Consider the following 25,023-nt stretch of genomic DNA (forward strand, 5'->3'; position numbering starts at 1 on the left):
AATGTTTCTGGCCGAGTTTCAAGATGAACGACAGGTTACACACACCGCAAGAAGACATGTACGGAGAGGAAACGATCGGGCTCGCGTTGACACTCTCCGTGTTCGGAAGCTAACTTCTCGGCGTCGTCGCCACACCAGGAGCACGAGGCTCCATTGGGACTAGCGACGCGAAGGACTCCTTCCAGTTGACGACTGAGACCGTCTTCGAGATCCAGCCCTTCACTCCTCCGGACACTGCCGCCGGACTGTTCACCGTTCAGCCCTACACCGCCCACTGCCAGGTGATCTGCGCCGAGGGCGCCCACGCCGTGATCGGCGTGTCACCCGGCAACAGCTATTTCTCCGCCCAGCGCGTCACCGACCTGGCGCGCTGGGGCATCGCCCACTTCGACCAGGTGGACTTCGTCTATACCGACCTCCACGTGGCCGAGATGTACGAGGCATCCGGCTACACCGCCGAAGACGCCCGCCGCAAAGCCGTGAAGAACCTGCGCGGCGTACGGGCCAAGGTCACCAATGCCGTCGCGGCCGTCGACCCGGACGGACGGCGCCTGCGCGCCCACCCCATGTCGGCGTTCCAGGACAACCCGGCGTACCGGACCATCCACGACCACCTCCTCCGCCGACTGGATGTGGACGGGGAGTTCCGGGCGACCTGCGACGCGCTGATCGACGCCTTCCTGTCCTCCAAGGTCCTGGGCGGGAAGACCGCCACCGAGCGGCAGCGCGCGGTGTGCCTGGAGTACGTGTGCGCCGAGGCCCCGCTGTTCCTGGACACCCCGGCCATCCTGGGCGTCCCCTCATCCCTCAACTGCTACCACCAGCTACTGCCGATGGCCGAGCTGCTCTACTCGCGCGGCTCCGGACTGCGCGCCTCCCGCAACCAGGGCCACGCGATCGTGACCCCCGCCCAGTCCGCGCGGCACGCCGCCGAAGGAGACTCCTCCGATGTCCGTTGAAACCATGCCCGTCGCAGCCATGCCCGACGAGATCGTCGACTTCCCGTTCTCCTGGCGCGGCGACCAACTGCCCGCCGAGATCGACATATTGCGCAAGGAACCGGTCAAGCGGGTGCGGACCATCGCCGGTGACGAGGCGTGGCTGGTGTCCTCCCACGCCCTGTGCAAGCAGGTCCTGGAGGATCAGCGGTTCAGCCTCAAGGACACCTCGGCGCCGGGTGTGCCACGGCAGTACGCGCTGACGATCCCGCCCGAGGTCGTCAACAACATGGGCAACATCACCGGGGCCGGGCTGCGCAAGGCGGTGCTCAAGGCGCTCAACCCCAAGGCTCCCGGCCTCGCCGACTGGATGCGGGCCAACGCCGCCGAGCTGGTCGACGCGCTCATGGCCGAGGGCGCGCCGGCGGACCTGCGCGGGCAGTTCGCCGACCCGTACTCCGCCGCCATGCACTGCCACATCCTCGGCATCCCGCAGGCCGACGCGCCCAAGCTGATGCGCAGCCTGGACATCGCGTTCATGAACTCGGCCTGCCCCATCGCGGGCGCCAAGCTCAACTGGGACCGCGACATCGCCTACATGGTGGAGCGCCTGGACGACCCGGCCACCACGGGGCTGATGGCCGAACTGGCGGCGCTGCGCGAGGACCCCGAGTACGGGCACCTCACGGACGAGATGCTGGCGACGGTCGGCGTGACCATGTTCGGCGCCGGGGTCATCTCCACCGCCGGCTTCCTGACCATGGCCCTCGTCTCGCTCATCCAGCACCCCGAGCTGACCGCCGAACTCCTCGCCGACCGCACCAAGATCCCGGCGGCCGTGGACGAGCTGCTGCGGATCAACCTGTCCATCGGCGACGGCCTGCCCCGCCTGGCCATGGAGGACGTGACGCTCGGGGACGTGGAGGTGAAGAAGGGCGACCTGGTGCTGGTGCTGGTCGAGGGCGCCAACTTCGACCCCGAGGTGTTCAGCGACCCGCACACCGTGGACCTCACGCGCGAGAACAACACGGCTCACCTCTCCTTCGGCGGCGGCCGGCACTACTGCCCGGCGACCGCGCTGGGCAAGAAGCACGCCGAGATCGCCCTGGAGACCCTGCTCGACCGGATGCCCGGGCTCCAGCTCGCGGTGCCGATCGAGCAGTTGGTGTGGCGGACCGGGTTCATGAAGCGCATCCCGGAGCGGCTGCCCGTGATGTGGTAGCCGGCCACCCACGGGACCGCCGCTCGCCTGGAGGAGGGAGCGGCGGTCCTGCCGTTCAAAGACCGTTCGGGCCGCTCACAGGCCGCTCAGGCCGCTCAGGCCGCTCACAGCGAGAGCCCCTCCGCGAGCTGCCGGAAGGCAAGGTCGGCGGCGGACACCGCGTCCGCCTCCACCGCGTCGGCGGCCTCACCCGCCTCGATGCGCCGCCAGTTCTGCTCCGCCAGAATCCGCTGTACGGCGACGATCTGACCCGCCGCCAGACGCGCCCGGACGCCACCCCCCAGCGCGTCGGCCAGCGCCCGCTCGGACGCGCCCTGGTAGGCGTAGAGCCGTGCGACCAGGCTGGGCGTGCCGTACAGCAGTTGGTGGAAGGCGAGCACGTCCGGCTCGTCGCTCAGCCCGGTCACCGGGTCGCGGCGCGCGAGCCCGTCGCGGAAGTGGCGGTGCAGGGCGTCGAGCGGTCCGACACCGTCCGGCCGCGCCCGGACCACGCGGGCCGCCTCCTCGCGGTGGTCGGCGAACCGGTGCAGGACCAGGTCCTCCTTGGCCGGGAAGTACCGGAAGAGCGTCGGCTTGGAGACGTCGGCGGCCGCGGCGACCTCGGCGACCGACACCCGGTCGAAGCCCTTCTCCAGGAAGAGGGCGATCGCCGCCTCCGAGATCGCCTCGTACGTCTGCCGCTTCTTGCGTTCGCGCAACCCGCTCATGCCGATGAGCCTACGCATCGGTTGACCTCAACCGAACTTCATGTTTGAGACTCGTCCCCGCGGGCCCGGGCGGACCGGGTCAGCCCGCGAAACGGGAGGGGTGTGAGCGCGATGCGCGTCATGGAGGCGAAGACGTTCGGCGGTCCGGAGGTCCTGGTCCCGGCCGATGTGCCGGAGCCGGTCGCGGGACCGGGCCAGGTGCTCGTGGACGTCGCGGCGGTGGACACGATCTTCCTGGAGACACAGGTGCGGGCCGGCCGGGCCACCCAGTGGTTCCCGCTGGAGCCGCCGTACGTCCCCGGCGGCGGCATCGCCGGCACGGTACGGGCCGTCGGCGCCGGCGTCGACGGGGCGCGGTGGCTGGGGCGCCGCGTGGTCGCCTCGATCGGCCTCACCGGCGGGTACGCCGAGCTCGCCGTCGCCGACGTCGCCTCGCTGGTGCCCATCCCGGACGGGCTGGCGTTCACGGACGCCGCGGCCCTCGTCCACGACGGGGTCACGGCGACCGCGCTGCTGGACGCCACGGAGCCGAAGCCCGGGGACTCGGTGCTGATCGTCGGGGCGTCCGGCGGCATGGGCACCGTGCTGGTCCAGTTGGCGAAGGCGGCGGGCGCCCGGGTCGTCGGCACCGCGCGCGGCGAGCGCAAGGCAGCGCTCGTACGGGAGCTGGGCGCCGACGCGGTGGTCGACACGACCGCCCCCGACTGGCCGGAGCGCGCCCGCGAGGCGGTGGGCGTAGCCGGGGCGGACGTGGTGCTGGACGGGGTGGGCGGTCAGGTGGGCCTGGCGGCCTTCGCGCTCGTGGCCGACGGGGGGCGGTTCTCCGCGCACGGGGCGCCGACCGGCGGCTTCACCGAGGTCGACGCCGCCGAGGCGGAGCGGCGGGGCGTACGGCTGCTGGGCATCGGCGACGTACAGCTCTCGGACGAGGACCACGCCCGGCTGGCGGAGCGGGCGCTCGCCCGGGCGGCGGCCGGGCTGCTGCGCCCGGTGATCGGCGGGACCTTCCCCCTGGAGCGGGCGGCGGACGCCCACGCGGCGATCGAGGACCGCAGCCTGCTCGGCAAGGCCCTGATCACCGTCTGACCCGCATCACGGTCCGAGCCGCGCTGCCCGCTGCGCGGCGGCGCGTACGGCGGTGAGCACCGGCTCCAGCGACGGCACCACCCGCCGCGCCCCCGCCCGGCGCAGCAGCTCGACGTGGTGCTCGTCGCGGCCGTAGCCGAGGAACGGCACGCCCGCCTGCCGTGCGGCGGTGAGGTCGGCGGGCGTGGCGCCGATCAGCAGGGACACGGCGGGCGACGCGCCCAGTGAGGCGAGGGCGTCCTCGACGCGGCCGTGGATGTGCGGGCCGAAGCAGTCGGCCAGGCCCCGCCCCGCGAGGTAGCGGGACACCGCCGCCGGGGAGGTGCCGGTGACCACGGCGAGGCCCGTGCCGACCGCGGCCAGGGTGCGGACCAGCGGGTCGGCGTAGGGCGTGGGCCACGCGGTCGCCTCGGCACGCAGCAGCGGGCCGTCGAAGCCGAACAGGACGTGCCGGGTGCCGTCGATGACGTCGGTGAGGTCCGTGAGGTCGTGGTCCACAGATGCCGCCAGGGGTCGGGGGCCAGGGGTACGACGAGGGTGCCAGACGGAAGGTGAACCGCACAGGGGCAGGAGGTCAGAACACGTCCGGGCACCACGGCCGGCGCGCGGTGCGCAGCAGCACGTCCGCCACCGCCGCCGCGCCCGGCACCGCTTCCTCCACCCGCCCGAGGTCCACGAGCCGCGTCACCGACTCGTCGCCCAGGTACAGCGTCCCCAGCTCCCGCACGTCCATGGTGAGGTCCGGCGAGGCGGTGGTCGGCGCGCACGACGCGCCCTCCGGCGACGCGTCCAGCCGGAAACGGCCGCCCGCCAGGCCCGCCGCGTCGTGCAGCTCCAGCACCAGGGCGCCGGACCCCGCGTACGTACGCGCCTCCAGGGCCCGTACGACGTCGACGATCCGCACCCACAGGAAGTCGGCGTGCGTCGTGACGCGCGCCGCCCTGGGGTCCGGCAGCAGCAGGGGCAGCAGGTCGTCCGGGGCGCGGTAGCCGCTCTTGACCGTGGTGATCCAGTCGATCGAGCAGACGAACCGCCACAGCGCGCGCTCGGCAGCCGGGGTGAACGCGATCAGATCCCGCACGGTGGCGGTGTTCATGGGCTGCTTGCCGTCGTCCCACCTGTCGTCCGCCGTGTACGCCACGTACCCCTCCACCTCGCCGGAGGCCGAGGTGTACGTGGCGTGGAACGGCTCGGTGAACGGCGCGCCGTCCGGCTGCGGGACTGCGCCCGTGAACACGTCCCAGCCGCGCCGGTCGCGGCTGACCACACCGTGCCGCACGGCCCGCAGCCCGTCGTGCACGGCGGGGCCGAGCTTGCGGAACTCGGCCGCGTCGATCAGGTCGACGCGGCCGCCGTCGTCCGGGCCCGACCAGCGCGGGTCGAGGGCGGCGCGCCGTACGTCGATGGTCCACTCGGTGGTCGAGGTGGCCGGCCCGTAGCCGTACCGCCCGTAGATCGGGTACTCGGCGGCGATCAGCGTCGAGACGATCTCGCCCCGCTCCTTGGCCGCCGCCAGCTCGGTGCCCATCATCCGGCTGAGCAGGCCGCGGCGCCGGTGCGTGGGCGAGACGGTCACCTGGCTCACCGCGCTCGCGGGCACCGGGGCGCCGCCCACGGCGGTGAGCTCCTGCGCGAACGAGCGGAACGTGGCGACACAGCGCCCGGCCTCGTACGCGCCCTGCGTGCGCGCCAGGTCGATGTGCGGGAGCCGTCGCTCGACCTCCCCATCCGGCACGGTCGGCGGATTGAGGAACCCGGTGCGCAGGGCGCGCAGCCAGTCGGGGAACTCGGACGCGGTGACCGTGCGGACGTCGACGCTCATGGGCGTCACGCTAGGCGGCGCCGCCCGGCGGCCGCACCCGGTTTTCCACCCGCGCCGCACCCGGCACGGGGGTCAGAACGCCGCCCGGATCTCGCCCACCCGCTGCCCGCCGCCCAGCAGCGGTACGTCGGCGATGCGGTCGAGCACCGGCGCGTCGACGTCCAGCATCCGCAGCGCCCGCGCGAGGACCGGGCCCCGGGCCCGCGCCGAACCGTCGTCGATCTTGAAGGCGAGCGCCCGGCCGTCCGCGAGGGCGACCGCCTGCACCCCCTCGGCACCGACCTTCGACAGCGTCCCCGGCACCTCCCGCATCAGCCAGGTGTCCGGGCGCCGCGTGCCCGCCACGTACTCGGGGTGCGCGCGCATCGCGTCGGCGACCCGCCGCTGCGGCGTCCCCGGCTCCGCCAGCACGTACGAGCGGAACGCCCGGGCGAGCCCCACCAGGCTGATCGCCATCAGCGGCGCGCCGCACCCGTCCGTGCCGACCACCGGCACGTCCTCGCCGGCCGCCGCCCGTACCTCGTCGAGGACCAGCCGCTGGAGCGGGTGCCCCGGGTCCAGGTAGGAGCCGGGGTCCCAGCCGTTCAGCGCGCAGGCGGCCAGCATCGCCGCGTGCTTGCCCGAACAGTCCATGGTGATCCGCTCCCGGACCTTGCCGGCGGCCAGGTAGGCCTCGGCCTCCACCGGGTCCAGCGGCAGGTCGGGCGGGGTCTGGAGGTCGGCCTCGGTGAATCCGTGATCGGCGAGCATCTTGCGGGCCAGGTCGAGGTGGAACGGCTCGCCCGAGTGGCTCCCGGTGGCCAGCGCCAGCGCCTCCCCCGACAGGTCCGGGCCGGCCCGCAGCACCGCGGCCGCCTGCATGGGCTTGTTGGACGAGCGGGGGAAGACCGGCGCCGCCGGGTCGCCGGCCGACACCTCGACGGTGCCGTCGGCGGCCAGCAGCACCAGCGACCCGCGGTGATGCCCTTCGACGAATCCGGAACGGACGACTTCGGCGAGGACCGGGGGTATGACAGCGGTGGCGGAGGAGGTCATGACGGCGCACCTTCCGGGACGGCGACCGCTCCCGCCTGGTCAGCGGAGCAGATCGTCTACTTGCGCTTCGCCTTCACGGTACCGGCGGGCGATCTCGGCGCTACAGTCGTCGGCGGTCCGCTGGAGCTGCTGCCGGCGCCGGGAGACCTGCTGTTCATAGCGTGCGAGCCGCCCCATCGCGGCGTGCAGCTCTTCGTCCGTTCGGGCGGTCAGGTCCGACAGCTCGACCTCCGCGAGCATCTCGGCGGCCAGCCGCCGGTACTCCTCGCCGCGCGGCGTGGAGACCGTCACATGGCGGGCCGAGGACCGGTGCCGCGACGGGGTGTCGGCGAGGATCTCCGACAGCCGGTCCACGACCGGGACCTGCGCACCGCCGCGGCGCGCCAGCTCGGCGCGGAGGATGTCGATCCGCCCCTGGAGCAGCCTCCGTACGTAACTCAGGTCGGCCTCGTCGCCGTGCGAGTCGCGGCGCAGCGCGCGCAGCTCCGGCAGGCGCATGGCCTTCAGGTCGTGCTGCCGCGCCTCCGGCAGGACGGGGTCACCGGTCCGCTGGGCCGGTGGCCGCAGGGCCCCTCTGCCACCGGCACATGTCATCGGTGCGGGATGTGGCGTCTGCCCGGCGCCAGGTGTGCTCATAGGAATCCGTCCCCTCGACCGGTGCGGAAAGCACCGCCTGAGAGGCATGGTGCCATTTGTGCCAGTGTCAATGCAGGCGCCTGCACCCGTTCGGACGCGGATAGGTTGGTCTGTATGCGTGCAGTGGTACAGAGGGTCGACGGGGCCAAGGTCGTCGTCGCCGGTGAGACCGTCGGGGAAATCGTCGGCGAGGGCTTGTGCGTGCTCGTGGGCGTCACCCACGAGGACACGGCCGAGAAGGCGGCGCAGCTCGCCCGGAAGTTGTGGTCGGTGCGGATCCTGGAGGGCGAGAAGTCCTGTTCGGACGTGAACGCACCCCTCCTGGTGATTTCGCAGTTCACCCTCTACGGGGACGCCCGCAAGGGCCGCCGCCCCACCTGGAACGCCGCGGCGCCGGGCGAGGTCGCCGAACCGCTGGTCGACGAGGTCGTGGCCCGGCTGCGCGAGCTGGGGGCGACGGTGGAGACGGGCCGGTTCGGAGCGGACATGCGGGTCTCGCTCACGAACCACGGCCCGTTCACGATCGTCGTCGACATCTAGGGCCGGTCCCTAGGGTTCGACGACCGTCTCCTGGGCGGCGGCCGTGCTGCCCGCCATCAGCTCCGCGTCCACCGGCACATTGCGCTTGACCAGCGCGAGCGCGATGGGCCCGAGTTCGTGGTGGCGTACGGAGGTGGTGATGAACCCGAGCTGCCGCCCCTCCTCGCCGTCCGCCTTCAGCCTGACCGGCGTGCCGTGCGGGGGCAGGTGCACCTCGCTGCCGTCGAGGTGGAGGAAGACCATCCGGCGCGGCGGCTTCCCCAGGTTGTGGACGCGCGCCACGGTCTCCTGGCCCCGGTAGCAGCCCTTCTGGAGGTGGACGGCGCTGCCGATCAGGCCGATCTCGTGCGGGATGGTGCGGTGGTCGGTCTCGAAGCCCAGCCGGGGCCGGTGCGCCTCGACCCGCAGCGCCTCGTACGCCCAGATCCCGGCGAGCGGCCCGTTGTCCCGCGCGTACGCCTCCAGGTCGGCGCGCGGCAGGAACAGGTCACGGCCGTGCGGGGTCTCCCGTACGACGACGCCCTCGGGGACCTCGGCGATGGACCCGGCCGGGAGGTGGACGACGGCGAAATCGTCCGTCCGGTCGGCGACCTCGACGCGGTAAAAGAACTTCATCGACTCCAGGTAGCCGATCAGCGCTTCCTGCGTGCCGGGTTCGACGTGCGCCCAGACGGTCTCGCCGTCGTCGACCAGGTACAGGACGTGCTCGATGTGGCCGTGCGCGGAGAGGATCAGCGCTTCGGTGGCGTGGCCGGCCGGGAGTTCGCTGACGTGCTGGGTGAGCAGCAGGTGCAGCCAACTGAGCCGGTCGGCGCCGCTGACGGTGACGACACCGCGGTGGCTCAGGTCGACCAGGCCGGTGCCGGCGGCGAGGGCGCGCTGCTCGCGGAACAGGTCGCCGTAGTGGGCGGCGACACCTTCGTCGCGTCCCTCGGCGGGCACGGCGCCGGGCAGGGACAGCAGAGGGCTCTTCATGGCAGCAAGCCTACGACCCGTTAGTCGTACGTTTCGCTGTGCAGTCCTCGCACCGCCCGAAGATCGCGAAGTGCTTCAGGTCGGTGTCGAAGCCGAAGGTCTCCCGGAGCTTGCCGGTGAACTCGGCGGCCACCGCCACATCCGCCTCGATGACGTTCGTGCAGTCACGGCAGACGAGGTGCAGGTGGTGGTGCCGGTCGGCGAGGTGGTACGTCGGCGCGCCGTGGCCCAGATGGGCGTGGCTGACCAGCCCCAGCTCCTCCAGGAGCTCCAGGGTCCGGTAGACGGTGGAGATGTTCACCCCGGAGGCCGTCTTGCGGACCTCGGTGAGGATGTCGTCGGGCGTCGCGTGCTCCAGCACGTCCACCGCTTCCAGCACGAGCTGGCGCTGGGGAGTCAGCCGGTAGCCGCGCTGCCGCAGATCGCTCTTCCAGTCGGTGCTCACCACGCCGTCCAGTGTAGGAGCACCGACCCTCGATTCCCCGGCCTCTGTGAAGCCGGCCCGCTTGAAGAAGGCCTACTTGAAGAAGGCGATGCCGTCGTCCGGCAGGTCGCCGAGGTCCTTGGCCCAGGCCTCGACCTGCTCGGGCGTGACGACCTTCTTCAGGTGGGCCGACATGTACGGCCGCAGCGGCACCTCGGGCGTCGACTTCTCGCCGACCCACATCAGGTCGCCCTTCACATAGCCGTACAGCCGCTTGCCGCCGCTGTAGGGCCCGGAGGCGGCGGTGCGGGCGACGGCGTCCGTGACCAGGTCGATCTGCGGCTTCTGGTCGGCGAGCTCGCCGTACCAGACCTCGACGATGCCCTGGTCGCGCACCATCACGATCTCGACCTTGCGCTCCTTGTCGATGCGCCAGTAGCCGCTCTCGGACTCCAGGGGCTTGACCTTGTTGCCCTCGGCGTCCAGCACCCAGGTGCGGGAGGTGTACTCGATGAAGTCCCGGCCGTCGTGGCTGAAGGTCACGGACTGGCCGAAGTTGCACTTCTCGGCACCGGGGAAGTCGGACACACCCGCGCCCTCCCACGTGCCCAGGAGGAACGCGAGGGGAACGAGCTCGGGGTTCAGGTCGGACGGGATCTCGATCATGAGCAGCTCAGTCGATCTGTAGGAGTGGTCAGCGCTGGCCCTGGTACAGCTTCTTCACGGTCAGCACGGCGAAGCCGAGCACGCCGACGCAGACCAGGACCAGCAGGGCGGAGAAGAAAGCCTCAAGCACAGGGTGCTCCTCGGTGAGCGGTGTGGGCGAAGAAAGGGGCCAGGTCCCAGCGTAATGGGTGGGGAGGCGGCCCTCCGTGTGAGGTTCCCCGCCGCGCATTACAGTGCGGCCTATGGCGAAGAAGCTCGTGATCAAGGTGACCGCAGGGGCCGACGCCCCCGAACGCTGCTCCCAGGCCTTCACGGTGGCGGCGGTCGCCGTGGCCAGTGGGGTGGAGGTGTCGCTCTGGCTGACCGGCGAGTCCTCGTGGTTCGCGCTGCCGGGGCGGGCGGCCGAGTTCGAGCTGCCGCACGCGGCGCCGCTGCCGGACCTGCTCGACTCGATCCTGGCGGGCGGCCGGATCACGCTGTGCACCCAGTGCGCGGCGCGGCGGGAGATCACCGAGAAGGACGTGCTGGAGGGCGTGCGGATCGCGGGGGCGCAGGTCTTCGTCAGCGAGTCGATGGCCGACGGCACACAGGCCCTCGTGTACTAATCGCGGCGCCTCTTGCCGTCGAGCTCGTCCCACCACTGGTCGGACTGCGGGTCGCCGGACGGGTCGTCCCACCAGCGGTCCTCCGGGCCCCGCCGGTTGGCGATCATCGCCGCGACCGGGGGGATGACCATGGCGACGAAGCACATCACGACGGCGGCGGGCGTCGACCACAGCCGTACAACGGCCCAGGCGCCCACGAAGAGCACCAGGCAGGCCGTCATCATCGTGAAGTAGACACGCCTGCGCCGCGCCAGCATGTCTTCAGCGTACGACGAGGGGGTACGCCGGGGTACGACCGAAGGGCCGCACCTCGGTCCCGGTAAGCGTCCAACCCCCAGGAGGTGCGGCCCTTCGGCCGGTATGCGTGCCGTCGCGTCACACGGCGATGGCGACCTCGGCCAGGCCGCCCTGCTGGGCGACGACCGTGCGGTCGGCCGTGCCGCCCGGGACGAGGGCGCGGACGGTCCACGTGCCCTCGGCCGCGTAGAAGCGGAACTGGCCGGTCGCGGAGGTCGGGACCTCGGCGGTGAACTCGCCGGTCGAGTCCAGCAGGCGCACGTAACCGACGACGGGCTCGCCGTCCTTGGTCACCTGGCCCTGGATGGTGGTCTCACCGGGCTTGATCGTCGAAGCGTCCGGGCCGCCGGCCTGTGCTCCACACATGGGTACTCCTGAGGGGTCGAGGGGGGAGGGGACGGGAGGTCCGGGATTACTTGTTGGCGCCGAGCTCGATCGGCACGCCGACGAGGGAGCCGTACTCGGTCCACGAGCCGTCGTAGTTCTTGACGTTCTCCTGGCCGAGCAGCTCGTGCAGGACGAACCAGGTCAGGGCCGAACGCTCACCGATGCGGCAGTAGGCGATCGTGTCCTTCTCCAGGTCGACCTGCTCCTCGGCGTACAGCGCCTTGAGCTCCTCGTCGGACTTGAAGGTGCCGTCGTCGTTGGCGTTCTTCGACCACGGGATGTTGCGGGCGCTCGGCACGTGGCCGGGGCGCTGCGACTGCTCCTGCGGGAGGTGCGCCGGGGCGAGCAGCTTGCCGCTGAACTCGTCGGGGGAACGCACGTCGACCAGGTTCAGGCTGCCGATCGCGGCCACGACGTCGTCGCGGAAGGCACGGATCGAGGTGTCCTGCGGCTTGGCCTTGTACTGGGTGGCCGGGCGGTTGGGAACCTCGGAGCCGTCGACCAGGTCGCGGGAGTCGAGCTCCCACTTCTTGCGGCCGCCGTCGAGGAGCTTGACGCTCTCGTGGCCGTACAGCTTGAAGTACCAGTAGGCGTACGACGCGAACCAGTTGTTGTTGCCGCCGTAGAGGACGACGGTGTCGTCGTTGGCGATGCCCTTCGCGGAGAGGAGCTTCTCGAAGCCCTCCTGGTCGACGAAGTCGCGGCGGACCGGGTCCTGGAGGTCCTTCTTCCAGTCGATCCGGACGGCGTTCTTGATGTGGTTCTTGTCGTAGGCCGAGGTGTCCTCGTCGACCTCGACGATGACGACCTTCGGGTCGTCGATGTGGGCCTCGACCCAGTCGGCGTCTACCAGGACGTCGCTGCGGCTCATGTCTGTTTCTCCTCCGGGGCAGTGTGCGGCGGGGTGTGACGGGGTGGTGCCGGTGCTCTTCGCGTACGGGGGGTACGGCGGTGGGAGCGCGTGCGTGGCTGCGGTCGGCACGGGGGATGGGCCCGAGGTGCTCAAGGGCCCTGGGATACGGGAGGTCGGGCTCCCGCTCAGACGGAGCGACAGAGCATGGCGGCGACGCGGCACAGGTCTACTGCCCGCCGCTTCGTGAGATCCGCCTGTCGCTTCATGGAGCCGATCGTAGGGACGGTCGGGCGGCCGTGTCACCGGCGTGTCGCATGATGAGACGCGATCGTCCGGGATGCGAGACGGAAGATCCCCCGGATGGGTGGCGGCCGACCGCCGGGCGGGGCTTTGCCGCTCGCCATCTGCGGAGCGGACGGCCCCGTCTCACGATGTGGCCGAAAAGGCTCCGGGCGGGTGTTTCAGCCCGCCAGCACGACGTCCGTGCCGGTGACGGTGACCGTAAGGCCCTCGGGGGTCGCCTCGACCTTCGTCAGCTTCAGCCCGGCCGGCAGCCCGCCGACCTGCCGGTCGAAGTCGGTGCGCTCCCGGACGCGGTCCTCCAGCCCCGGGATCCCCTCGCCGGGCACCTTGTCCGCGCGTACCCGGATGGTCTCACCGCCCACGACGCTGACCGAGGACAGGACGCTGCGCGTGACGCTGCCCAGGACCGGGAGCTCGACGCTGCCGGTGACCTTGACCTTGCCGTTGCCGCCGTAGCCGAGGGTGACGTCCTCGCCGGACGCCTTGGCGAGATCGGCGTAGGAGATGCGCGCCGTGCCGGAGGCGGAGGCGGCGACGGCGGTGGAGAAGTTGTTCTTCAGCCGTACGTTCTTCAGCGCCGCGTCCATCTCGGTGACGCGGACCTTGCGGCCACCGGCCGACGCCTCCACGCCCGTGAGGGTCACGTCGACCTGGTCCAGCTCCTTGCCCATGACCTGCGTCAGGAACGGGAAGCCCTTGATCGAGACGTCCGCGGACCCCGCCGCCAGGCCCTGGTTGGCCGCTATTCGCTCGGCGGCTTCGGACTCGGCGTAGTTCACCGCCAAGCGGTCGCCGATGGTGAACAGACCACCGAGGATCACAGCGGTGATCAGCAGTATTCGCAGTGCTCGCATTGCTCGGTGTTCCCCCACCCTGTTCGCGACCGGCTCCCCGTGCCCCTCATGATCGACGTGCGGGGCTACTCATTGGTTCCCCCCCCCCGGTCGCGTACGTCACTCAGGCCAGCGCACGCCCCAGCACGTAGACGGCGGGCGCGGCGGCGGCGAGCGGCAGTGCCACCCCGGCCGTCATGTGGACGAAGCGCGACGGGTAGTCGTAGCTCGCCACCCGGTGCCCGACCAGGGCGCACACCCCGGTGCCAAGCCCCAGCAGCGCGCCCTGCGCCCCGATGCCGGTCATCCCGCCGGCGGCGACACCGGCGCCCGCGGCCGCGAGCAGCGCCACCACGAGCGTCACGGCGCCCGGCAGCGGCAGCGCGCGGGCCACCACCGTGACGGCGACCGCGAGGCCGCCCACGACGACGGCGTCGGACGCGGCGGCCAGGTGCCCGGCCGCGAGGACGGCGAGCGCAGAGGAGGCGACGGTGGCCATCAGGCCGTACTGGCGCTCGTCGGAGCCCGCGTGGCTGCGGAGCTGGAGGACCAGCACCAGCAGCACCCACACCCCGAGCGTGCCGAGGATCGCGGCGGGCGCGTGCTCCTTGCCGGCCGCGAGCAGCGCGACGTCCGCCGTCAGGCCGCCCGCGAAGGCGAGCGCGATGCCCTGGCGGGCGGGCCACATGCCGTTGAGCCGGAACCAGCCGGCGGCGGTGACGGCCTGGAGCAGGACCAGCGGGACCAGCAGCCCGTACGGCCCGAGGGCGGCGCCCGCCGCGAGCAGGCCGCCGAGGGCGGCGGTCAGCACGGCCGGCTGCATGCCCGGCTCGATGATCGGCGAGCGGCCCTCGGCGCGGGCCCGCTGGGCGTCCGTCATCCGCACGTGGCCGGAGGTGGTGGGCGCGCTGTACCGCGGCTCACCGGAGGCGGGTACGGGGGCGGGCTCGGGGGCGACCGGGCGCAGGTGCGTGGTCGGGGTGTCGTACGGGGCCTCGGGGGGCAGTGGGTACGAGCCGGGGGCCGGGGCGCCCTGCGCCGGGAGGTAGGCGGTGTCGGCGGCGGGCGCCGCCTGCACGGGGGCCGTGGGCTGGACGGCCGGCTGGTACTGGGTGTCCCAGGTCTGCCCCTCCCACGTCTGCGCGACGTTCGGATCCTGGTACTCGTACCCGTTTCCGTACGGGTACTGCTGATCGCTGCTCATGCTGTGCGGTTCACCCTCCTGCGAACGGCGGGAGCACCTCGACCGTGCCGCCCTCGGCAAGGCGTACGGTCTCATGGCTCCGGGTCCCGACGGGGTCACCGTCGACCAGGAAGGAACACCGCTGGAGTACCCGGACCAGCTCGCCCGGGTGCCGCTCGCGCACGGCGTCCAGCGCCTCTGCCAGGTTCTCCGCGCGGTACGGCTCCTCGGCGATCCCGGCGGCGGCCTTGGCCGCGGCCCAGTAGCGGATGGTCCCCGCTGCCATAGCGGCACTCCTTTCGTCGGCCTCGTCGGCATCCATCATGGGCTATGGCGCCGACACCCAGTCCGCGATGCGGGCGAGCAGGGCGTCGTCCGCCGCGTTCTCGGCGTGCCCCATGCCCTCCTCCAGCCACAGTTCGGCGGGCCCGGCGGCCGCGAGCATCCGGGGGTGGTCGACCGGGAAGTACGGGTCGCGGTCGCCGTGCACGACCAGCAGCGGCACCGGCGCGATCAACGGCACCGCCTCGACCGGCGACATCGGCACCGGGTCCCAGTCCCGGTCGTGGATACGGGTGCGCAGCCCGTAGCGGCCCACCAGACGCCCGGCGGGCCGGGTGACCACCCAGTGCAGCCGCCGCATCGGAGCCGTACCCCGGTAGTACCAGCGCGCGGGAGCACTCACGGCGACCACGGCGTCCGTACGCGCCTCCCCCGCGTCCCTGTACAGCGCCGCGTGCCGCAGCACCACCGAGCCGCCCATCGAGAACCCGACCGTCGCCACGCGCGCGTACCCCAGCTCACGCGCCCACCGCACCGCCGCAGCCAGGTCCAGCACCTCCCGGTCGCCGACCGTGGAGCGCCCGCCGGACCGGCCGTGCCCGCGGAAGGAGAACGTCACCACCCCGGCACGCCGCCCGAACACCCGCGCCGCGCGCCGTACCGCCGGCCGGTCCACCGAGCCCGTGAACCCATGGGCGACAACAATGGCCGTATCCGCAACACTGGCCGTATGCGGTGCTTTGTTCGGCTTGTGCGGCGCATGGACCGCTTCGATGCGGACACCGTCCGGTGTACGGAGGGTGGCGCGCAGAGGGCCGCGCGTGATCGAGGGAACATCCACGATGTGAAATGCGCCCTCTGCCTCGGAACTCATGTGGGCTATTCTGCTCGGCAGAGGATCCGGGCGACGCAGCCCCCGGATCCTTTTGTGTTTTCCGCCCGTTGTTACAGGCAGGTGAACAAAGGCTCTCAGGGCGCGGAGAGCCTCGTACGAAGCAGTGCCGCAACAGTGCCGCAACGTCCTCGCAGGGACCGAGGAGGAACCGACGTTATGGGCCAGCGAACCGTGCACGACCATAGGACGACGACCCGGGCATGGGGGGCGCGATGAGCTCTCTGCTGCTCCTGACCAATGCCTTCCAGCCGTCGACGGAGGTGCTCCCCGCCCTCGGACTGCTGCTGCACAACGTGCGCGTGGCCCCCGCCGAGGGCCCGGCCCTCGTGGACACCCCCGGCGCGGACGTGATCCTCGTCGACGGCCGCCGCGACCTGCCGCAGGTGCGGTCGCTGTGCCAGCTCCTGCGCTCCACCGGGCCCGGCTGCCCGCTGATCCTGGTCGTCACGGAGGGCGGTCTCGCCGCCGTCACCGCCGACTGGGGCATCGACGACGTCCTGCTGGACACGGCCGGTCCGGCCGAGGTCGAGGCACGGCTGCGGCTCGCGATGGGCCGCCAGCAGATCACCGCCGACGACTCCCCCATGGAGATCCGCAACGGCGACCTGTCGGTCGACGAGGCGACGTACAGCGCCAAGCTCAAGGGCCGGGTCCTGGACCTGACCTTCAAGGAGTTCGAGCTGCTGAAGTACCTCGCCCAGCACCCGGGCCGGGTCTTCACCCGCGCCCAGCTCCTCCAGGAGGTCTGGGGGTACGACTACTTCGGCGGTACCCGCACGGTCGACGTCCACGTACGGCGGCTGCGCGCCAAGCTCGGCCCCGAGCACGAGTCCCTGATCGGGACCGTGCGCAACGTCGGCTACCGTTTCGTCACCCCGGAGAAGGTCGAGCGGGCGGCCGAGGAAGCCCGTACGAAAGAGGCCAAAACGTCCGCCCCCGCGCGCAACGACGACTCCGAAGAGGTGCAGGAAGCCGCCGTACGACCTGCCCAGAGGTAGGTCACCCCGCGTAGACTGCCGCGCGTGGCCAAGGTGACGCGGGACGACGTGGCGCGACTGGCGGGTACTTCCACCGCGGTCGTGAGCTACGTCATCAACAACGGACCCCGGCCGGTCGCCCCGGCCACGCGCGAGCGTGTTCTCGCAGCGATCAAGGAGCTGGGCTACCGGCCCGACCGCGTCGCGCAGGCCATGGCCTCGCGGCGCACCGACCTCATAGGCATGATCGTCCCCGACGCCCGGCAGCCGTTCTTCGCCGAGATGGCGCACGCGGTCGAACGGGCCGCCGCCGACCGCGGGAAGATGGTCCTCGTCGGCAACTCCGACTACCGCGACGAGCGCGAGGTCCACTACCTGCGGGCCTTCCTCGGGATGCGGGTCGCCGGGCTGATCCTGGTCAGCCAGGGCCCCAGCGAGCGCGCCGCGCAGGAGATCGAGGCGTGGGACGCGCGCGTGGTGCTGCTCCACGAGCGGCCCGAGGCCATCGACGACGTCGCCGTCGTCACCGACGACATCGGCGGCGCGCAGCTCGCCACCCGCCACCTCCTGGAGCACGGCCACGAGTACGTGGCCTGCCTCGGTGGCGTCGAGAACACCCCCTCCGTCGGTGACCCGGTGGCCGACCACGAGGAGGGCTGGCGCCGCGCGATGCTGGAGTCCGGCCGCTCGGTCGAGGGCCGGCTGTTCCAGGCCCCGTACAACCGTTACGACGCCTACCAGGTGGCCCTGAAGATCCTGTCCGGCCCCGACCGGCCGCCGGCGATCTTCTGCTCCACCGACGACCAGGCGATCGGCGTCCTGCGCGCGGCGCGCGAGCTGCGCCTGGACGTGCCGGGCGACCTGGCCGTGGCGGGCTTCGACGACGTGAAGGAGGCCGCGCTGACGGACCCGCCGCTCACGACGGTCTCCTCCGACCGCCCGGCGATGGCCCGCGCGGCGGTGGACCTCGTCCTCGACGACGGGCTGCGGGTCGCGGGGTCGCGCCGGGAGCGGGTCAAGCAGTTCCCGTCGGCGCTGATAGTGCGCCGGTCCTGCGGCTGCGACGGCCAGTAGGCCCCCTGGCAGGGCGCCTTTATACCGGGCATACGCGACTTTGCCCGGACTCTCAGGACGTCCTCAGACGGCTCTCATGTACGGCTCCGAGAGTTGTGTCCATGACGGACTACTCCCCCTCTTCCCAGGGTGACCCGCAGCAGACGTTCGCGTACCCGCCGCCCCCGGCGCAGCCGCCCACCGCGCACCGCCGGGCCAAGCGGCCGGTCGCGCTGATGGCCGCCGTCGCCATCGCCGCCGCCCTGGTCGGCGGGGGCGCCTCGGCGCTGGTCCAGGAGCTCACCCGGGGCGACGCCGGCGCGGGCACCAACGCCGGCGGCGTGACCGGCACCAATGTGTCCCAGTCCAGCAGGGGCACGGTCGCCGGTGTCGCCCAGGCGGTGTCGCCGAGCATCGTGGAGCTCAACGCGACGACCGGCTCCGGCAAGTCCACCGGCTCCGGCGTGATCATCACCGGCGACGGCGAGATCGTCACCAACAACCACGTGATCTCCGGCGCCTCCGGGATCAAGGTCCGGCTCAGCGACGGCAGGACGTACGACGCCGAGGTCGTCGGCACCGACCCGGACAAGGACCTGGCACTGATCAAGCTCCAGGGCGCGTCCGGGCTGAAGGCCGCCACGCTCGGCGACTCGGGCAAGGTCCGGGTCGGCGACCAGGTCGTCGCCATCGGGTCGCCGGAGGGCCTGACCGGCACCGTCACCAGCGGCATCGTCTCCGCGCTCGACCGCGACGTGACGGTCTCCAAGGAGGAGGACCAGCAGCCGCAGAACCCGCGGCAGGGCTGGCCCTTCGAGTTCGGCGGGCAGGAGTTCAACGGCGACACGGGCGACTCGAAGACCACGTACAAGGCCATCCAGACCGACGCCTCGCTCAACCCCGGCAACTCCGGCGGCGCCCTGATCAACATGGCCGGCGAGATCATCGGGATCAACTCCGCCATGTACTCGCCGAGCGCCGCCACCGGCTCCACGGCCGGCAGCGTGGGCCTGGGCTTCGCCATCCCGATCAACACCGTCAAGGCCGACCTGGACAACCTCCGGTCGGGATCGTGACGCGTGCGACGCTGGCCCCATGAACACCACCGCTGACGCTGCCGACCGCATCCTGATCGTCGACGACGAGCCCGCCGTCCGCGAGGCCCTCCAGCGCAGCCTCGCCTTCGAGGGGTACGGGACCGATGTGGCCGTCGACGGCGCCGACGCGCTGGCGAAGATGGACGCGTACGCCCCCGACCTCGTCGTCCTCGACGTCCAGATGCCCCGGATGGACGGCCTGACCGCCGCCCGGCGCATCCGCGCCGCCGGTTCGACCGTCCCGATCCTGATGCTCACCGCCCGCGACACGGTCGGCGACCGCGTGACCGGGCTGGACGCGGGCGCGGACGACTACCTGGTGAAGCCGTTCGAGCTGGACGAGCTGTTCGCCCGCATCCGGGCACTGCTGCGGCGCAGCTCGTACGCCCGCACCCTCGGCGAGCAGCCGGAGGCGGACGCCCTGACGTTCGCGGACCTGCGGATGGACCTGGCGACGCGCGAGGTGACGCGCGGTGGCCGGCCGGTGGAGCTGACCCGTACGGAGTTCACGCTCCTGGAGATGTTCCTGTCGCACCCCCGGCAGGTGCTGACGCGGGAGCAGATCCTCAAGTCGGTGTGGGGCTTCGACTTCGAGCCGAGCTCCAACTCCCTGGACGTGTACGTGATGTACCTGCGGCGCAAGACGGAGGCGGCGGGCGAACCGCGCCTGGTGCACACGGTGCGGGGCGTGGGGTACGTGCTGCGGGGCGGGGGCGACGGGTGACGACGGGACCGGTCGCCCGCTTCCGAGCGCTGCCGCTGCGCTCACGGCTCGCCCTGCTGACGGCCACGGCGGTCGCGGTGGCGGTGGCGGCGGTGTCGGTGGCGTGCTGGCTGCTGACCCGGGCGGAGCTGCGGGACGAGCTGGACAACTCGCTGTACAGCCTGTCGGTCCAGGACGAATACCAGCGGGTGCTCGCCTTCGCCTGCCGGCCGTCCGGCGGCCCCGCCCAGGGCAACACGGCGCCGGGCACGGCGTACGTGCAGATCGTGCGGCCGGACGGCAGCCGCTGCGTGGGGGCGGGCACCCCGCCCGTCGTCGTCGAGCGGTCCGATGCCGAGGTCGCGGCGGGGCTGCGGCGCGAGTCCCTGCACGACGGCGTCACCACCAGCGGGCAGCCCGTGCGGGTCCTCACCCGCACCGACGCCGAGACGCAGTACACCGTGTCCATCTCCCGGCCGCTGACGGAGGTCGACGGCGCGCTGAACCAGCTCGCGCTGGTGCTCACCGTGCTGGCCGGCATCGGGGTCTTCGGAGCGGGCGCCGCCGGGCTGTGGGTGGCGCGGACCGGGCTCAAGCCGGTGGACCGGCTGACCGGGGCGGTGGAGCACGTGGCGCGGACGGAGGACCTGACCGTACGCATCCCCGTGGAGGGCGAGGACGAGATCGCCCGCCTGTCGCGGTCGTTCAACGCGATGACGGCCGCGCTCGCCTCCTCCCGGGACCGGCAGGCGCAGCTCATCGCCGACGCGGGGCACGAGCTGCGTACGCCGCTGACGTCGCTGCGGACGAACATCGAGCTGCTGGCGCGCAGCGAGGAGACGGGCCGGGCGATCCCGCCCGGGGACCGGCGGGCCCTGATGGCGTCGGTCAAGGCGCAGATGACGGAACTGGCCGCGCTGATCGGCGACTTGCAGGAGCTGTCCCGGCCGGACGCGGCGGCCCCGGGGCGGCTGGAGGTGGTCGCGCTGCACGACCTCCTCGGTACGGCGCTCGCGCGGGCGCGGCTGCGCGGCCCGGAGCTGACGATCTGGGCGGAGGACGTGCGGCCGTGGTACGTGCGCGCGGAGCCGGCCGCGCTGGAGCGTGCGCTGGTGAACGTGCTGGACAACGCGGTGAAGTTCTCCCCGCCCGGCGGCACGGTGGAGGTGGCGCTGGTGGACGGTGAGCTGTCCGTGCGCGACCACGGGCCGGGCATCGCGCCCGAGGAGCTGCCGCACGTCTTCGAGCGGTTCTGGCGGTCGCCGTCGGCGCGCAGCCTGCCCGGGTCGGGGCTCGGCCTGTCGATCGTGGCGCGCACGGTGCGGCAGGCGGGCGGCGAGGTCGCGCTGACGGCGGCGGAGGGCGGCGGCACGCGCGCGGTGATCCGGCTGCCGGGTGCGCCGACGCCGCCACCGTCGTCGCCGCCGGGGTGAGTACCCGGTCGGGGCCGGTTCCCCCACGGCCCCGACCGGGTGCGTCCATGGCTATCCGAAGTGGCCTGAAATCGCCATGACGCTTTTCACCGGGTGCGGAGGGAACCCCGGGCCGGAAAATCTCATGCGCCGTGTCATGCGTTGTGGCGGATCAGGGACTCGACGAGTCCCGCCCGGGTGTTGGGGAAGTCCATCGGGACGATGCCGAGCCCCTTCCAGCCGCTCGCCTCGGCGCCGTCGAGGAAGCCGTGGACGCGCGGGTTGAGCCGGTCGGCGTTCCACCGGGGCGGGAACAGCGCGGCGGTGGAGACGTAGTTGACGTACAGCTTGCCGGGCTGGGCGGCGGCCTTCCTGAAATGGGCCTCGATCTTGGGGTACTTGGCGAAGGGCTCGGCCATGTAGTCGTCCTGGATGTCGAACAGCGCGCCGTCCCCGTACCGCACGCCGGGCAGCCCGCCGTTGTCGGCGAGGAGGACGACCTTGCCGCGTGCCTCGCCGAGCGAGGGGAGGCCGTCGCCGATGCGGAAGAGGGGGCGCCAGCCCTTGGCGTCCAGGTAGAGGTCGAAGATCCGCCGGAAGGTGGCGTCGGCCTCCTCGGAGTACTCCTGCTTGACCCGCATCAGCACCGTCTCGGACGGGTGCGTGGCGAGGAAGTCGCGGCAGGCGATGAGGACGTCGCCGAACATCTGGTTCTGGTAGTACGCCCCGTGGTGGATGGCGAACGCGTCGCCGGTGACCCGGCAGCGGACGTCCAGGAAACGGATGCCGCTGTTGAGCTGCTGGGCCACGGTGGTGTTCTGGCAGGCGACCCACAGCCCTCCGGCGGGCGCACCGGAGTTGTGCGTCCCGGGAATGGTCAGCGCCCGCAACGGCGTGTCGGCGGAGAAACGGGCCATCCAGTCCTGGGTGGAGAGCACCCGGGTGCGCGTCCGCGCACGGGCGGGGGTCCCCAAGAGGGCGGTGGCGGATACGGCGGCGGCACCCGCGAGCAGACTCCGGCGGCTCAGGTCCAGGCTCATGAGCCGGAGTATGGCGCGTACACGACAACACCGCCAGAGAGAACGGGCGAGCGGCGCAACCGTTCACCGGCCCGCCGCCCGCCCGTCAGGAACTACTTGATGACCGTGATCCGCTCGGCCTTCGGCGGCGCGATCGGCGCGGTCGCAGAGGAGTTGGCCGCCAGGTAGGCGTTGAAGATGTCCAGGTCGGACGCGCCGACCAGTTTGTTCTTGCCCTGCGCGAGGGCCGGGAAGCCGTCGCCACCGCCCGCGAGGAACTCGTTCATCGCGACGCGGTAGGTCTTCGCCGGGTCGATCGGCTCACCGTTCAGCTTCACCGAGCCGTCCACGACCCGGGCCGCGCCCGTCTTCGTCATGTCGAGCGTGTAGGTGAAGCCCTTCGAGACCTGGAGGATCTTCGGGGAGGCCTCGTTCGAGCCGCTGACCTGCTGCTGGAGGCCCGCGATGAGCTGCGCGCCGGTCAGGTCGACCACGTTCATCATGTTGGTGAACGGCTGCACGGTGAACGCCTCGCCGTACGTCACCACCCCGTCGCCCTCGGAGCCGGACGCCTTGTAGACCAGGTCGGAGCGGATACCGCCCGGGTTCATCAGGGCGATCTGCGCACCGCCCTTGTCGGCGGGCGCGAGCCCGGCGAGCTGCGCGTCGGCGATCAGGTCGCCGAGCGGCTTCTCGTACGCCGTGGAGCCGCGGCCCTCGATGTCGGCGGAGATGTAGCCCTGCGGCTTGTTGGCGATCGGCGCGGCGAGGTTGTTCCACCGCTCGATCAGCGAGGTCATGTCGGCGGCCTTCGGCACGTCACGCGACACGACGTGGTTCGCGGACTCCACCGCCGTACGGACGATGTCCTTGGTCCGGCGGTCGTACGTCAGCGTCGTGTCGGTGTAGAGCTTGCCGTACGAGGACGCCGAGGTGACCATGCGCGGCTTGCCGGACGGATCCGGGATGGTGCACACGTACGCCTGGTGGGTGTGACCCGTGACCAGCGCGTCGACCTGCGGGTTCAGCTTCTTCGCGATGTCGACGATCGGGCCGGAGACGCCGTCGCCCGCACCAGGGCTGTCGCAGTTGTAGTTGTACGAGGACGAGGCCGGCGCGCCGCCCTCGTGGATGAGCGCGACGATCGACTTGACGCCCTTGCGCTCCAGGACCTTGGTGTACTTGTCGATCGTCTCGACCTCGTCGCCGAACTTCAGGCCCTTGACGCCCTCGGCGGTGACGATGTTCGGGGTGCCCTCCAGGGTCACACCGATGAAACCGATCTTGACGCCCTTGCGCTCCCAGATGAAGTACGGGTCGAGGATCGGCTTGCCCGTCTTCTCGTCCGTGACGTTCGCGGCGAGGTACGGGAAGGCGGCGCCGGGGAAGGTCTTGCCCTCCTCGTAGCAGCCACCGGTCGGGTGGCAGCCGCCGTTCTGCATGCGGGCCAGTTCCTTGGCGCCCTCGTCGAACTCGTGGTTGCCGACGGACGAGACGTCCAGTTGCAGCTTGTTCAGCGCCTCGACGGTCGGCTCGTCGTGGAAGAGACCCGACATCAGCGGCGAGGCGCCGATCATGTCGCCCGCTGCGGCGGTGATGGAGTACGGGTTGCCCTGGCGCGCGGTCCGCAGGTGCGTGGCGAGGTACTCGACGCCACCGGCCTTGATCTTCTCGGTCGTGCCGTCCGCGTGCGTGTGGGTGACCTCCCCGGACGAGCCGGCCGGCGGCTCCAGGTTGCCGTGCAGGTCGTTGAAGGAGAGGAGCTGGACGTCGACCGTGCGACCCGGGTGGTACCCGGTGGGCTTGGCCCGCTCGTCGGCGCCGGCGGGCAGGGCGGCGACCATCGCGCCGACGGTGGCCAGTCCGGCGGCGGCGGCGAGTATCCGCCGCCCCGCCCGGTTCTTCTTGGGTGTGACTGACATCTGTCCCCTCGTTTGGTCAACAAGTCGTGTACGGCCAGGCGCAGCCTAGAGTCAACGCGCGTAGCGCAACAGGGGGTGGCGGGTTACAAGCCGGTTGCCATCCGGCGCGGGCGGGTCGCCGTAGGCTCGTACACATGACGACTGACGCCCCCGTACCGGCCCTTGAGCCCGGCCGCCGTATCGAGACCTTCGACGAGCTCAGCCACGAGCAGGCCCAGGACGTCCTCGCCCTCCTCGCCGAGGCTGCCCGTGTGGACGGCATGCAGGCCGTGTCCGAACAGGGGCGGCTCCAACTGCGCGGCGGGCGGCGCGAAGGGGTGTCGCACCTGCTGCTCACCGTGCGCGGCGACCTCGTCGGCTACGCCCAGCTCGAGGACACCGACCCCGTCGAGGCCCCGGCGGCCGAGCTGGTGGTCCACCCCGCGCACCGGGGCCGCGGCCACGGCCGGGCGCTGGGCTCGGCGCTGCTGGCCGCGTCCGGCAAGCGGCTGCGGGTGTGGGCGCACGGCGGCAAGTCGGCCGCCCGCCACCTGTCCCAGGTGCTCGGGCTGACCCTGTTCCGGGAGCTGCGGCAGATGCGCCGGCCGCTCACCCACCTCGCGGACATCCCCGAGCCGGTGCTGCCGCCCGGCATCGCCGTGCGCACCTTCGTGCCCGGCCAGGACGACGCGGCCTGGCTGGCCGTCAACGCCGCCGCGTTCGCGCACCACCCCGAGCAGGGCTCGCTGACCCAGCGGGACCTGGACGACCGCAAGGCCGAGCCGTGGTTCGACCCGAAGGGCTTCTTCCTCGCCGTACGGGAGTCGGACGGCGAGATCGTGGGCTTCCACTGGACGAAGGTGCACGCCGAGGAGCAGCTCGGCGAGGTGTACGTCGTCGGCGTCAGCCCCGAGGCGCAGGGCGGCGGCCTCGGCAAGGCGCTGACCGCGATCGGGCTGCGGCACCTGGCGGCGCAGGGCCTGCCGACGGCGATGCTGTACGTGGACGCGGACAACACGGCGGCGGTGCGGGTGTACGAGGGCATGGGCTTCACCACGCACGAGGTGGACCTGATGTACCGCTCGGAGACCTGAGGCGCACCGGGAGGGCGGGGTGCCGACCCATCCGGGTTGACACCCCGCCCTCTCTTGCACCACCCTTTCACTACTTGA

Annotated in this window: 29 protein-coding genes; 11 read left to right on the forward strand and 18 right to left on the reverse strand. The window is 71.9% G+C overall.

Going from position 1 to position 25,023, the window contains the following annotated elements; translation table 11 throughout:
* The first annotated feature begins 185 nt into the window (after positions 1-185).
* Positions 186-959, forward strand: coding sequence for a tRNA-dependent cyclodipeptide synthase (locus AB0J57_RS17370; protein WP_366129013.1), 774 nt, complete (start codon positions 186-188; stop codon positions 957-959).
* The gene (locus AB0J57_RS17375; protein WP_366129014.1) at positions 949-2,160 is read left to right on the forward strand and encodes a cytochrome P450; all 1,212 of its coding nucleotides are present in this window, start codon (positions 949-951) and stop codon (positions 2,158-2,160) included. Before AB0J57_RS17370 ends, AB0J57_RS17375 begins: the two co-directional genes overlap by 11 nt.
* Before the next feature lie 104 nt (positions 2,161-2,264).
* Here the strand turns inward: AB0J57_RS17375 and AB0J57_RS17380 are convergent, their stop codons facing one another.
* Positions 2,265-2,867, reverse strand: coding sequence for a TetR family transcriptional regulator (locus AB0J57_RS17380; RefSeq protein WP_366129015.1), 603 nt, complete (start codon positions 2,865-2,867; stop codon positions 2,265-2,267).
* Between the two features lie 111 nt (positions 2,868-2,978).
* Here AB0J57_RS17380 and AB0J57_RS17385 point away from each other — a divergent pair, with 111 nt between their 5' ends.
* Complete coding sequence (locus tag AB0J57_RS17385; RefSeq protein WP_366129113.1) at positions 2,979-3,953, forward strand: zinc-binding dehydrogenase; 975 nt, start codon at positions 2,979-2,981, stop codon at positions 3,951-3,953.
* Positions 3,954-3,959: 6 nt separating this feature from the next.
* Here AB0J57_RS17385 and AB0J57_RS17390 read toward each other — a convergent pair whose 3' ends face one another.
* From AB0J57_RS17390 to AB0J57_RS17405, 4 genes are all read right to left on the reverse strand, one after another.
* Entirely contained in the window at positions 3,960-4,451 is a 492-nt protein-coding gene (locus tag AB0J57_RS17390; RefSeq protein ID WP_366129016.1) for a hypothetical protein, read from the reverse strand.
* A gap of 76 nt (positions 4,452-4,527) precedes the next feature.
* Positions 4,528-5,775: a GNAT family N-acetyltransferase gene (locus AB0J57_RS17395; protein WP_366129017.1), complete on the reverse strand. Its 1,248-nt coding sequence runs from the start codon at positions 5,773-5,775 to the stop codon at positions 4,528-4,530.
* A gap of 72 nt (positions 5,776-5,847) precedes the next feature.
* Complete coding sequence (locus AB0J57_RS17400; protein WP_366129018.1) at positions 5,848-6,810, reverse strand: asparaginase; 963 nt, start codon at positions 6,808-6,810, stop codon at positions 5,848-5,850.
* Positions 6,811-6,849: 39 nt separating this feature from the next.
* Entirely contained in the window at positions 6,850-7,404 is a 555-nt protein-coding gene (locus AB0J57_RS17405; RefSeq protein WP_366129019.1) for an ABC transporter substrate-binding protein, read from the reverse strand.
* Between the two features lie 156 nt (positions 7,405-7,560).
* Between AB0J57_RS17405 and dtd the strand changes: the two genes are divergently transcribed.
* A complete protein-coding gene (dtd, locus tag AB0J57_RS17410; protein ID WP_366129020.1) occupies positions 7,561-7,986 on the forward strand; it encodes a D-aminoacyl-tRNA deacylase in 426 nt (141 codons plus the stop codon).
* 9 nt (positions 7,987-7,995) lie between these two features.
* On the opposite strand, the gene AB0J57_RS17415 is transcribed toward dtd, so the two are convergent.
* The 3 genes from AB0J57_RS17415 to AB0J57_RS17425 form a co-directional block, all read right to left on the reverse strand.
* A complete protein-coding gene (locus AB0J57_RS17415) occupies positions 7,996-8,961 on the reverse strand; it encodes a folate-binding protein (RefSeq protein WP_366129021.1) in 966 nt (321 codons plus the stop codon).
* A gap of 10 nt (positions 8,962-8,971) precedes the next feature.
* Positions 8,972-9,409 carry a transcriptional repressor gene (locus AB0J57_RS17420; RefSeq protein ID WP_366129022.1) on the reverse strand — a complete coding sequence of 146 codons (438 nt, stop codon included), beginning with the start codon at positions 9,407-9,409 and terminating at the stop codon, positions 8,972-8,974.
* 69 nt (positions 9,410-9,478) lie between these two features.
* Positions 9,479-10,051 carry an FABP family protein gene (locus tag AB0J57_RS17425; protein ID WP_366129023.1) on the reverse strand — a complete coding sequence of 191 codons (573 nt, stop codon included), beginning with the start codon at positions 10,049-10,051 and terminating at the stop codon, positions 9,479-9,481.
* 242 nt (positions 10,052-10,293) lie between these two features.
* On the opposite strand from AB0J57_RS17425, the gene AB0J57_RS17430 reads away from it, so the two are divergent.
* On the forward strand, positions 10,294-10,656 hold the full coding sequence (locus tag AB0J57_RS17430) for a DsrE family protein (protein ID WP_366129024.1): 363 nt from the start codon (positions 10,294-10,296) through the stop codon (positions 10,654-10,656).
* On the opposite strand, the gene AB0J57_RS17435 is transcribed toward AB0J57_RS17430, so the two are convergent.
* The 8 genes from AB0J57_RS17435 to AB0J57_RS17470 all read right to left on the reverse strand — a co-directional run bounded on the left by AB0J57_RS17435 (position 10,653) and on the right by AB0J57_RS17470 (position 15,668).
* A complete protein-coding gene (locus AB0J57_RS17435) occupies positions 10,653-10,913 on the reverse strand; it encodes a DUF3099 domain-containing protein (RefSeq protein WP_366129026.1) in 261 nt (86 codons plus the stop codon). The two genes, AB0J57_RS17430 and AB0J57_RS17435, sit on opposite strands and share 4 nt — an antisense overlap.
* 118 nt (positions 10,914-11,031) lie before the next feature.
* Entirely contained in the window at positions 11,032-11,319 is a 288-nt protein-coding gene (locus tag AB0J57_RS17440) for a DUF1416 domain-containing protein (RefSeq protein WP_064067594.1), read from the reverse strand.
* A 46-nt stretch (positions 11,320-11,365) separates the two neighbouring features.
* Positions 11,366-12,211 (reverse strand): sulfurtransferase, encoded by an 846-nt coding sequence (locus AB0J57_RS17445; protein WP_366129027.1) that lies wholly within the window; start codon positions 12,209-12,211, stop codon positions 11,366-11,368.
* 167 nt (positions 12,212-12,378) lie between these two features.
* Positions 12,379-12,459 (reverse strand): putative leader peptide, encoded by an 81-nt coding sequence (locus tag AB0J57_RS17450; protein ID WP_350497993.1) that lies wholly within the window; start codon positions 12,457-12,459, stop codon positions 12,379-12,381.
* Positions 12,460-12,654: 195 nt separating this feature from the next.
* On the reverse strand, positions 12,655-13,350 hold the full coding sequence (locus tag AB0J57_RS17455) for a DUF2993 domain-containing protein (protein WP_366129028.1): 696 nt from the start codon (positions 13,348-13,350) through the stop codon (positions 12,655-12,657).
* A 103-nt stretch (positions 13,351-13,453) separates the two neighbouring features.
* Positions 13,454-14,533 carry a hypothetical protein gene (locus AB0J57_RS17460; RefSeq protein WP_366129029.1) on the reverse strand — a complete coding sequence of 360 codons (1,080 nt, stop codon included), beginning with the start codon at positions 14,531-14,533 and terminating at the stop codon, positions 13,454-13,456.
* A gap of 10 nt (positions 14,534-14,543) precedes the next feature.
* Positions 14,544-14,798 (reverse strand): MoaD/ThiS family protein, encoded by a 255-nt coding sequence (locus AB0J57_RS17465; RefSeq protein WP_366129030.1) that lies wholly within the window; start codon positions 14,796-14,798, stop codon positions 14,544-14,546.
* Between the two features lie 42 nt (positions 14,799-14,840).
* Entirely contained in the window at positions 14,841-15,668 is an 828-nt protein-coding gene (locus AB0J57_RS17470) for an alpha/beta fold hydrolase (RefSeq protein WP_366129031.1), read from the reverse strand.
* Positions 15,669-15,901: 233 nt separating this feature from the next.
* Between AB0J57_RS17470 and AB0J57_RS17475 the strand changes: the two genes are divergently transcribed.
* The 5 genes from AB0J57_RS17475 to AB0J57_RS17495 all read left to right on the forward strand — a co-directional run bounded on the left by AB0J57_RS17475 (position 15,902) and on the right by AB0J57_RS17495 (position 20,952).
* Positions 15,902-16,687, forward strand: coding sequence for a response regulator transcription factor (locus AB0J57_RS17475; protein WP_366129033.1), 786 nt, complete (start codon positions 15,902-15,904; stop codon positions 16,685-16,687).
* 24 nt (positions 16,688-16,711) lie between these two features.
* On the forward strand, positions 16,712-17,740 hold the full coding sequence (locus AB0J57_RS17480; RefSeq protein WP_366129034.1) for a LacI family DNA-binding transcriptional regulator: 1,029 nt from the start codon (positions 16,712-16,714) through the stop codon (positions 17,738-17,740).
* A 101-nt stretch (positions 17,741-17,841) separates the two neighbouring features.
* Positions 17,842-18,795, forward strand: a complete 954-nt coding sequence (locus tag AB0J57_RS17485) for a trypsin-like peptidase domain-containing protein (protein ID WP_366129035.1) — start codon at positions 17,842-17,844, stop codon at positions 18,793-18,795.
* A 19-nt stretch (positions 18,796-18,814) separates the two neighbouring features.
* Positions 18,815-19,540 carry a response regulator transcription factor gene (locus AB0J57_RS17490; RefSeq protein WP_366129036.1) on the forward strand — a complete coding sequence of 242 codons (726 nt, stop codon included), beginning with the start codon at positions 18,815-18,817 and terminating at the stop codon, positions 19,538-19,540.
* Positions 19,537-20,952, forward strand: coding sequence for a HAMP domain-containing sensor histidine kinase (locus AB0J57_RS17495; RefSeq protein ID WP_366129037.1), 1,416 nt, complete (start codon positions 19,537-19,539; stop codon positions 20,950-20,952). The genes AB0J57_RS17490 and AB0J57_RS17495 overlap by 4 nt, the downstream gene beginning before the upstream one ends.
* 134 nt (positions 20,953-21,086) lie before the next feature.
* On the opposite strand, the gene AB0J57_RS17500 is transcribed toward AB0J57_RS17495, so the two are convergent.
* The gene (locus AB0J57_RS17500) at positions 21,087-21,971 is read right to left on the reverse strand and encodes a phosphatidylinositol-specific phospholipase C (protein WP_366129038.1); all 885 of its coding nucleotides are present in this window, start codon (positions 21,969-21,971) and stop codon (positions 21,087-21,089) included.
* Positions 21,972-22,063: 92 nt separating this feature from the next.
* The gene (locus AB0J57_RS17505) at positions 22,064-23,872 is read right to left on the reverse strand and encodes a bifunctional metallophosphatase/5'-nucleotidase (RefSeq protein WP_366129039.1); all 1,809 of its coding nucleotides are present in this window, start codon (positions 23,870-23,872) and stop codon (positions 22,064-22,066) included.
* A gap of 134 nt (positions 23,873-24,006) precedes the next feature.
* On the opposite strand from AB0J57_RS17505, the gene mshD reads away from it, so the two are divergent.
* A complete protein-coding gene (mshD, locus tag AB0J57_RS17510) occupies positions 24,007-24,945 on the forward strand; it encodes a mycothiol synthase (protein ID WP_366129040.1) in 939 nt (312 codons plus the stop codon).
* The last annotated feature ends 78 nt before the right edge of the window (positions 24,946-25,023 follow it).

The organism is Streptomyces sp. NPDC049837 (assembly GCF_040674455.1).
In the GTDB taxonomy this organism is placed as follows: domain Bacteria; phylum Actinomycetota; class Actinomycetes; order Streptomycetales; family Streptomycetaceae; genus Streptomyces.

Excerpts from the sequence above, each read along its gene's own strand:
- AB0J57_RS17375 (WP_366129014.1), top strand. The coding sequence starts at position 949 with ATGTCCGTTGAAACCATGCCCGTCGCAGCCATGCCCGACGAGATCGTC.
- AB0J57_RS17380 (WP_366129015.1), bottom strand. The coding sequence starts at position 2,867 with ATGAGCGGGTTGCGCGAACGCAAGAAGCGGCAGACGTACGAGGCGATC.
- AB0J57_RS17385 (WP_366129113.1), top strand. The coding sequence starts at position 2,979 with ATGCGCGTCATGGAGGCGAAGACGTTCGGCGGTCCGGAGGTCCTGGTC.
- AB0J57_RS17395 (WP_366129017.1), bottom strand. The coding sequence starts at position 5,775 with ATGAGCGTCGACGTCCGCACGGTCACCGCGTCCGAGTTCCCCGACTGG.
- AB0J57_RS17400 (WP_366129018.1), bottom strand. The coding sequence starts at position 6,810 with ATGACCTCCTCCGCCACCGCTGTCATACCCCCGGTCCTCGCCGAAGTC.
- AB0J57_RS17405 (WP_366129019.1), bottom strand. The coding sequence starts at position 7,404 with ATGACATGTGCCGGTGGCAGAGGGGCCCTGCGGCCACCGGCCCAGCGG.
- dtd (WP_366129020.1), top strand. The coding sequence starts at position 7,561 with ATGCGTGCAGTGGTACAGAGGGTCGACGGGGCCAAGGTCGTCGTCGCC.
- AB0J57_RS17415 (WP_366129021.1), bottom strand. The coding sequence starts at position 8,961 with ATGAAGAGCCCTCTGCTGTCCCTGCCCGGCGCCGTGCCCGCCGAGGGA.
- AB0J57_RS17425 (WP_366129023.1), bottom strand. The coding sequence starts at position 10,051 with ATGATCGAGATCCCGTCCGACCTGAACCCCGAGCTCGTTCCCCTCGCG.
- AB0J57_RS17430 (WP_366129024.1), top strand. The coding sequence starts at position 10,294 with ATGGCGAAGAAGCTCGTGATCAAGGTGACCGCAGGGGCCGACGCCCCC.
- AB0J57_RS17435 (WP_366129026.1), bottom strand. The coding sequence starts at position 10,913 with ATGCTGGCGCGGCGCAGGCGTGTCTACTTCACGATGATGACGGCCTGC.
- AB0J57_RS17440 (WP_064067594.1), bottom strand. The coding sequence starts at position 11,319 with ATGTGTGGAGCACAGGCCGGCGGCCCGGACGCTTCGACGATCAAGCCC.
- AB0J57_RS17445 (WP_366129027.1), bottom strand. The coding sequence starts at position 12,211 with ATGAGCCGCAGCGACGTCCTGGTAGACGCCGACTGGGTCGAGGCCCAC.
- AB0J57_RS17450 (WP_350497993.1), bottom strand. The coding sequence starts at position 12,459 with ATGAAGCGACAGGCGGATCTCACGAAGCGGCGGGCAGTAGACCTGTGC.
- AB0J57_RS17455 (WP_366129028.1), bottom strand. The coding sequence starts at position 13,350 with ATGCGAGCACTGCGAATACTGCTGATCACCGCTGTGATCCTCGGTGGT.
- AB0J57_RS17460 (WP_366129029.1), bottom strand. The coding sequence starts at position 14,533 with ATGAGCAGCGATCAGCAGTACCCGTACGGAAACGGGTACGAGTACCAG.
- AB0J57_RS17465 (WP_366129030.1), bottom strand. The coding sequence starts at position 14,798 with ATGGCAGCGGGGACCATCCGCTACTGGGCCGCGGCCAAGGCCGCCGCC.
- AB0J57_RS17470 (WP_366129031.1), bottom strand. The coding sequence starts at position 15,668 with ATGAGTTCCGAGGCAGAGGGCGCATTTCACATCGTGGATGTTCCCTCG.
- AB0J57_RS17475 (WP_366129033.1), top strand. The coding sequence starts at position 15,902 with ATGAGCTCTCTGCTGCTCCTGACCAATGCCTTCCAGCCGTCGACGGAG.
- AB0J57_RS17485 (WP_366129035.1), top strand. The coding sequence starts at position 17,842 with ATGACGGACTACTCCCCCTCTTCCCAGGGTGACCCGCAGCAGACGTTC.
- AB0J57_RS17490 (WP_366129036.1), top strand. The coding sequence starts at position 18,815 with ATGAACACCACCGCTGACGCTGCCGACCGCATCCTGATCGTCGACGAC.
- AB0J57_RS17500 (WP_366129038.1), bottom strand. The coding sequence starts at position 21,971 with ATGAGCCTGGACCTGAGCCGCCGGAGTCTGCTCGCGGGTGCCGCCGCC.
- AB0J57_RS17505 (WP_366129039.1), bottom strand. The coding sequence starts at position 23,872 with ATGTCAGTCACACCCAAGAAGAACCGGGCGGGGCGGCGGATACTCGCC.
- mshD (WP_366129040.1), top strand. The coding sequence starts at position 24,007 with ATGACGACTGACGCCCCCGTACCGGCCCTTGAGCCCGGCCGCCGTATC.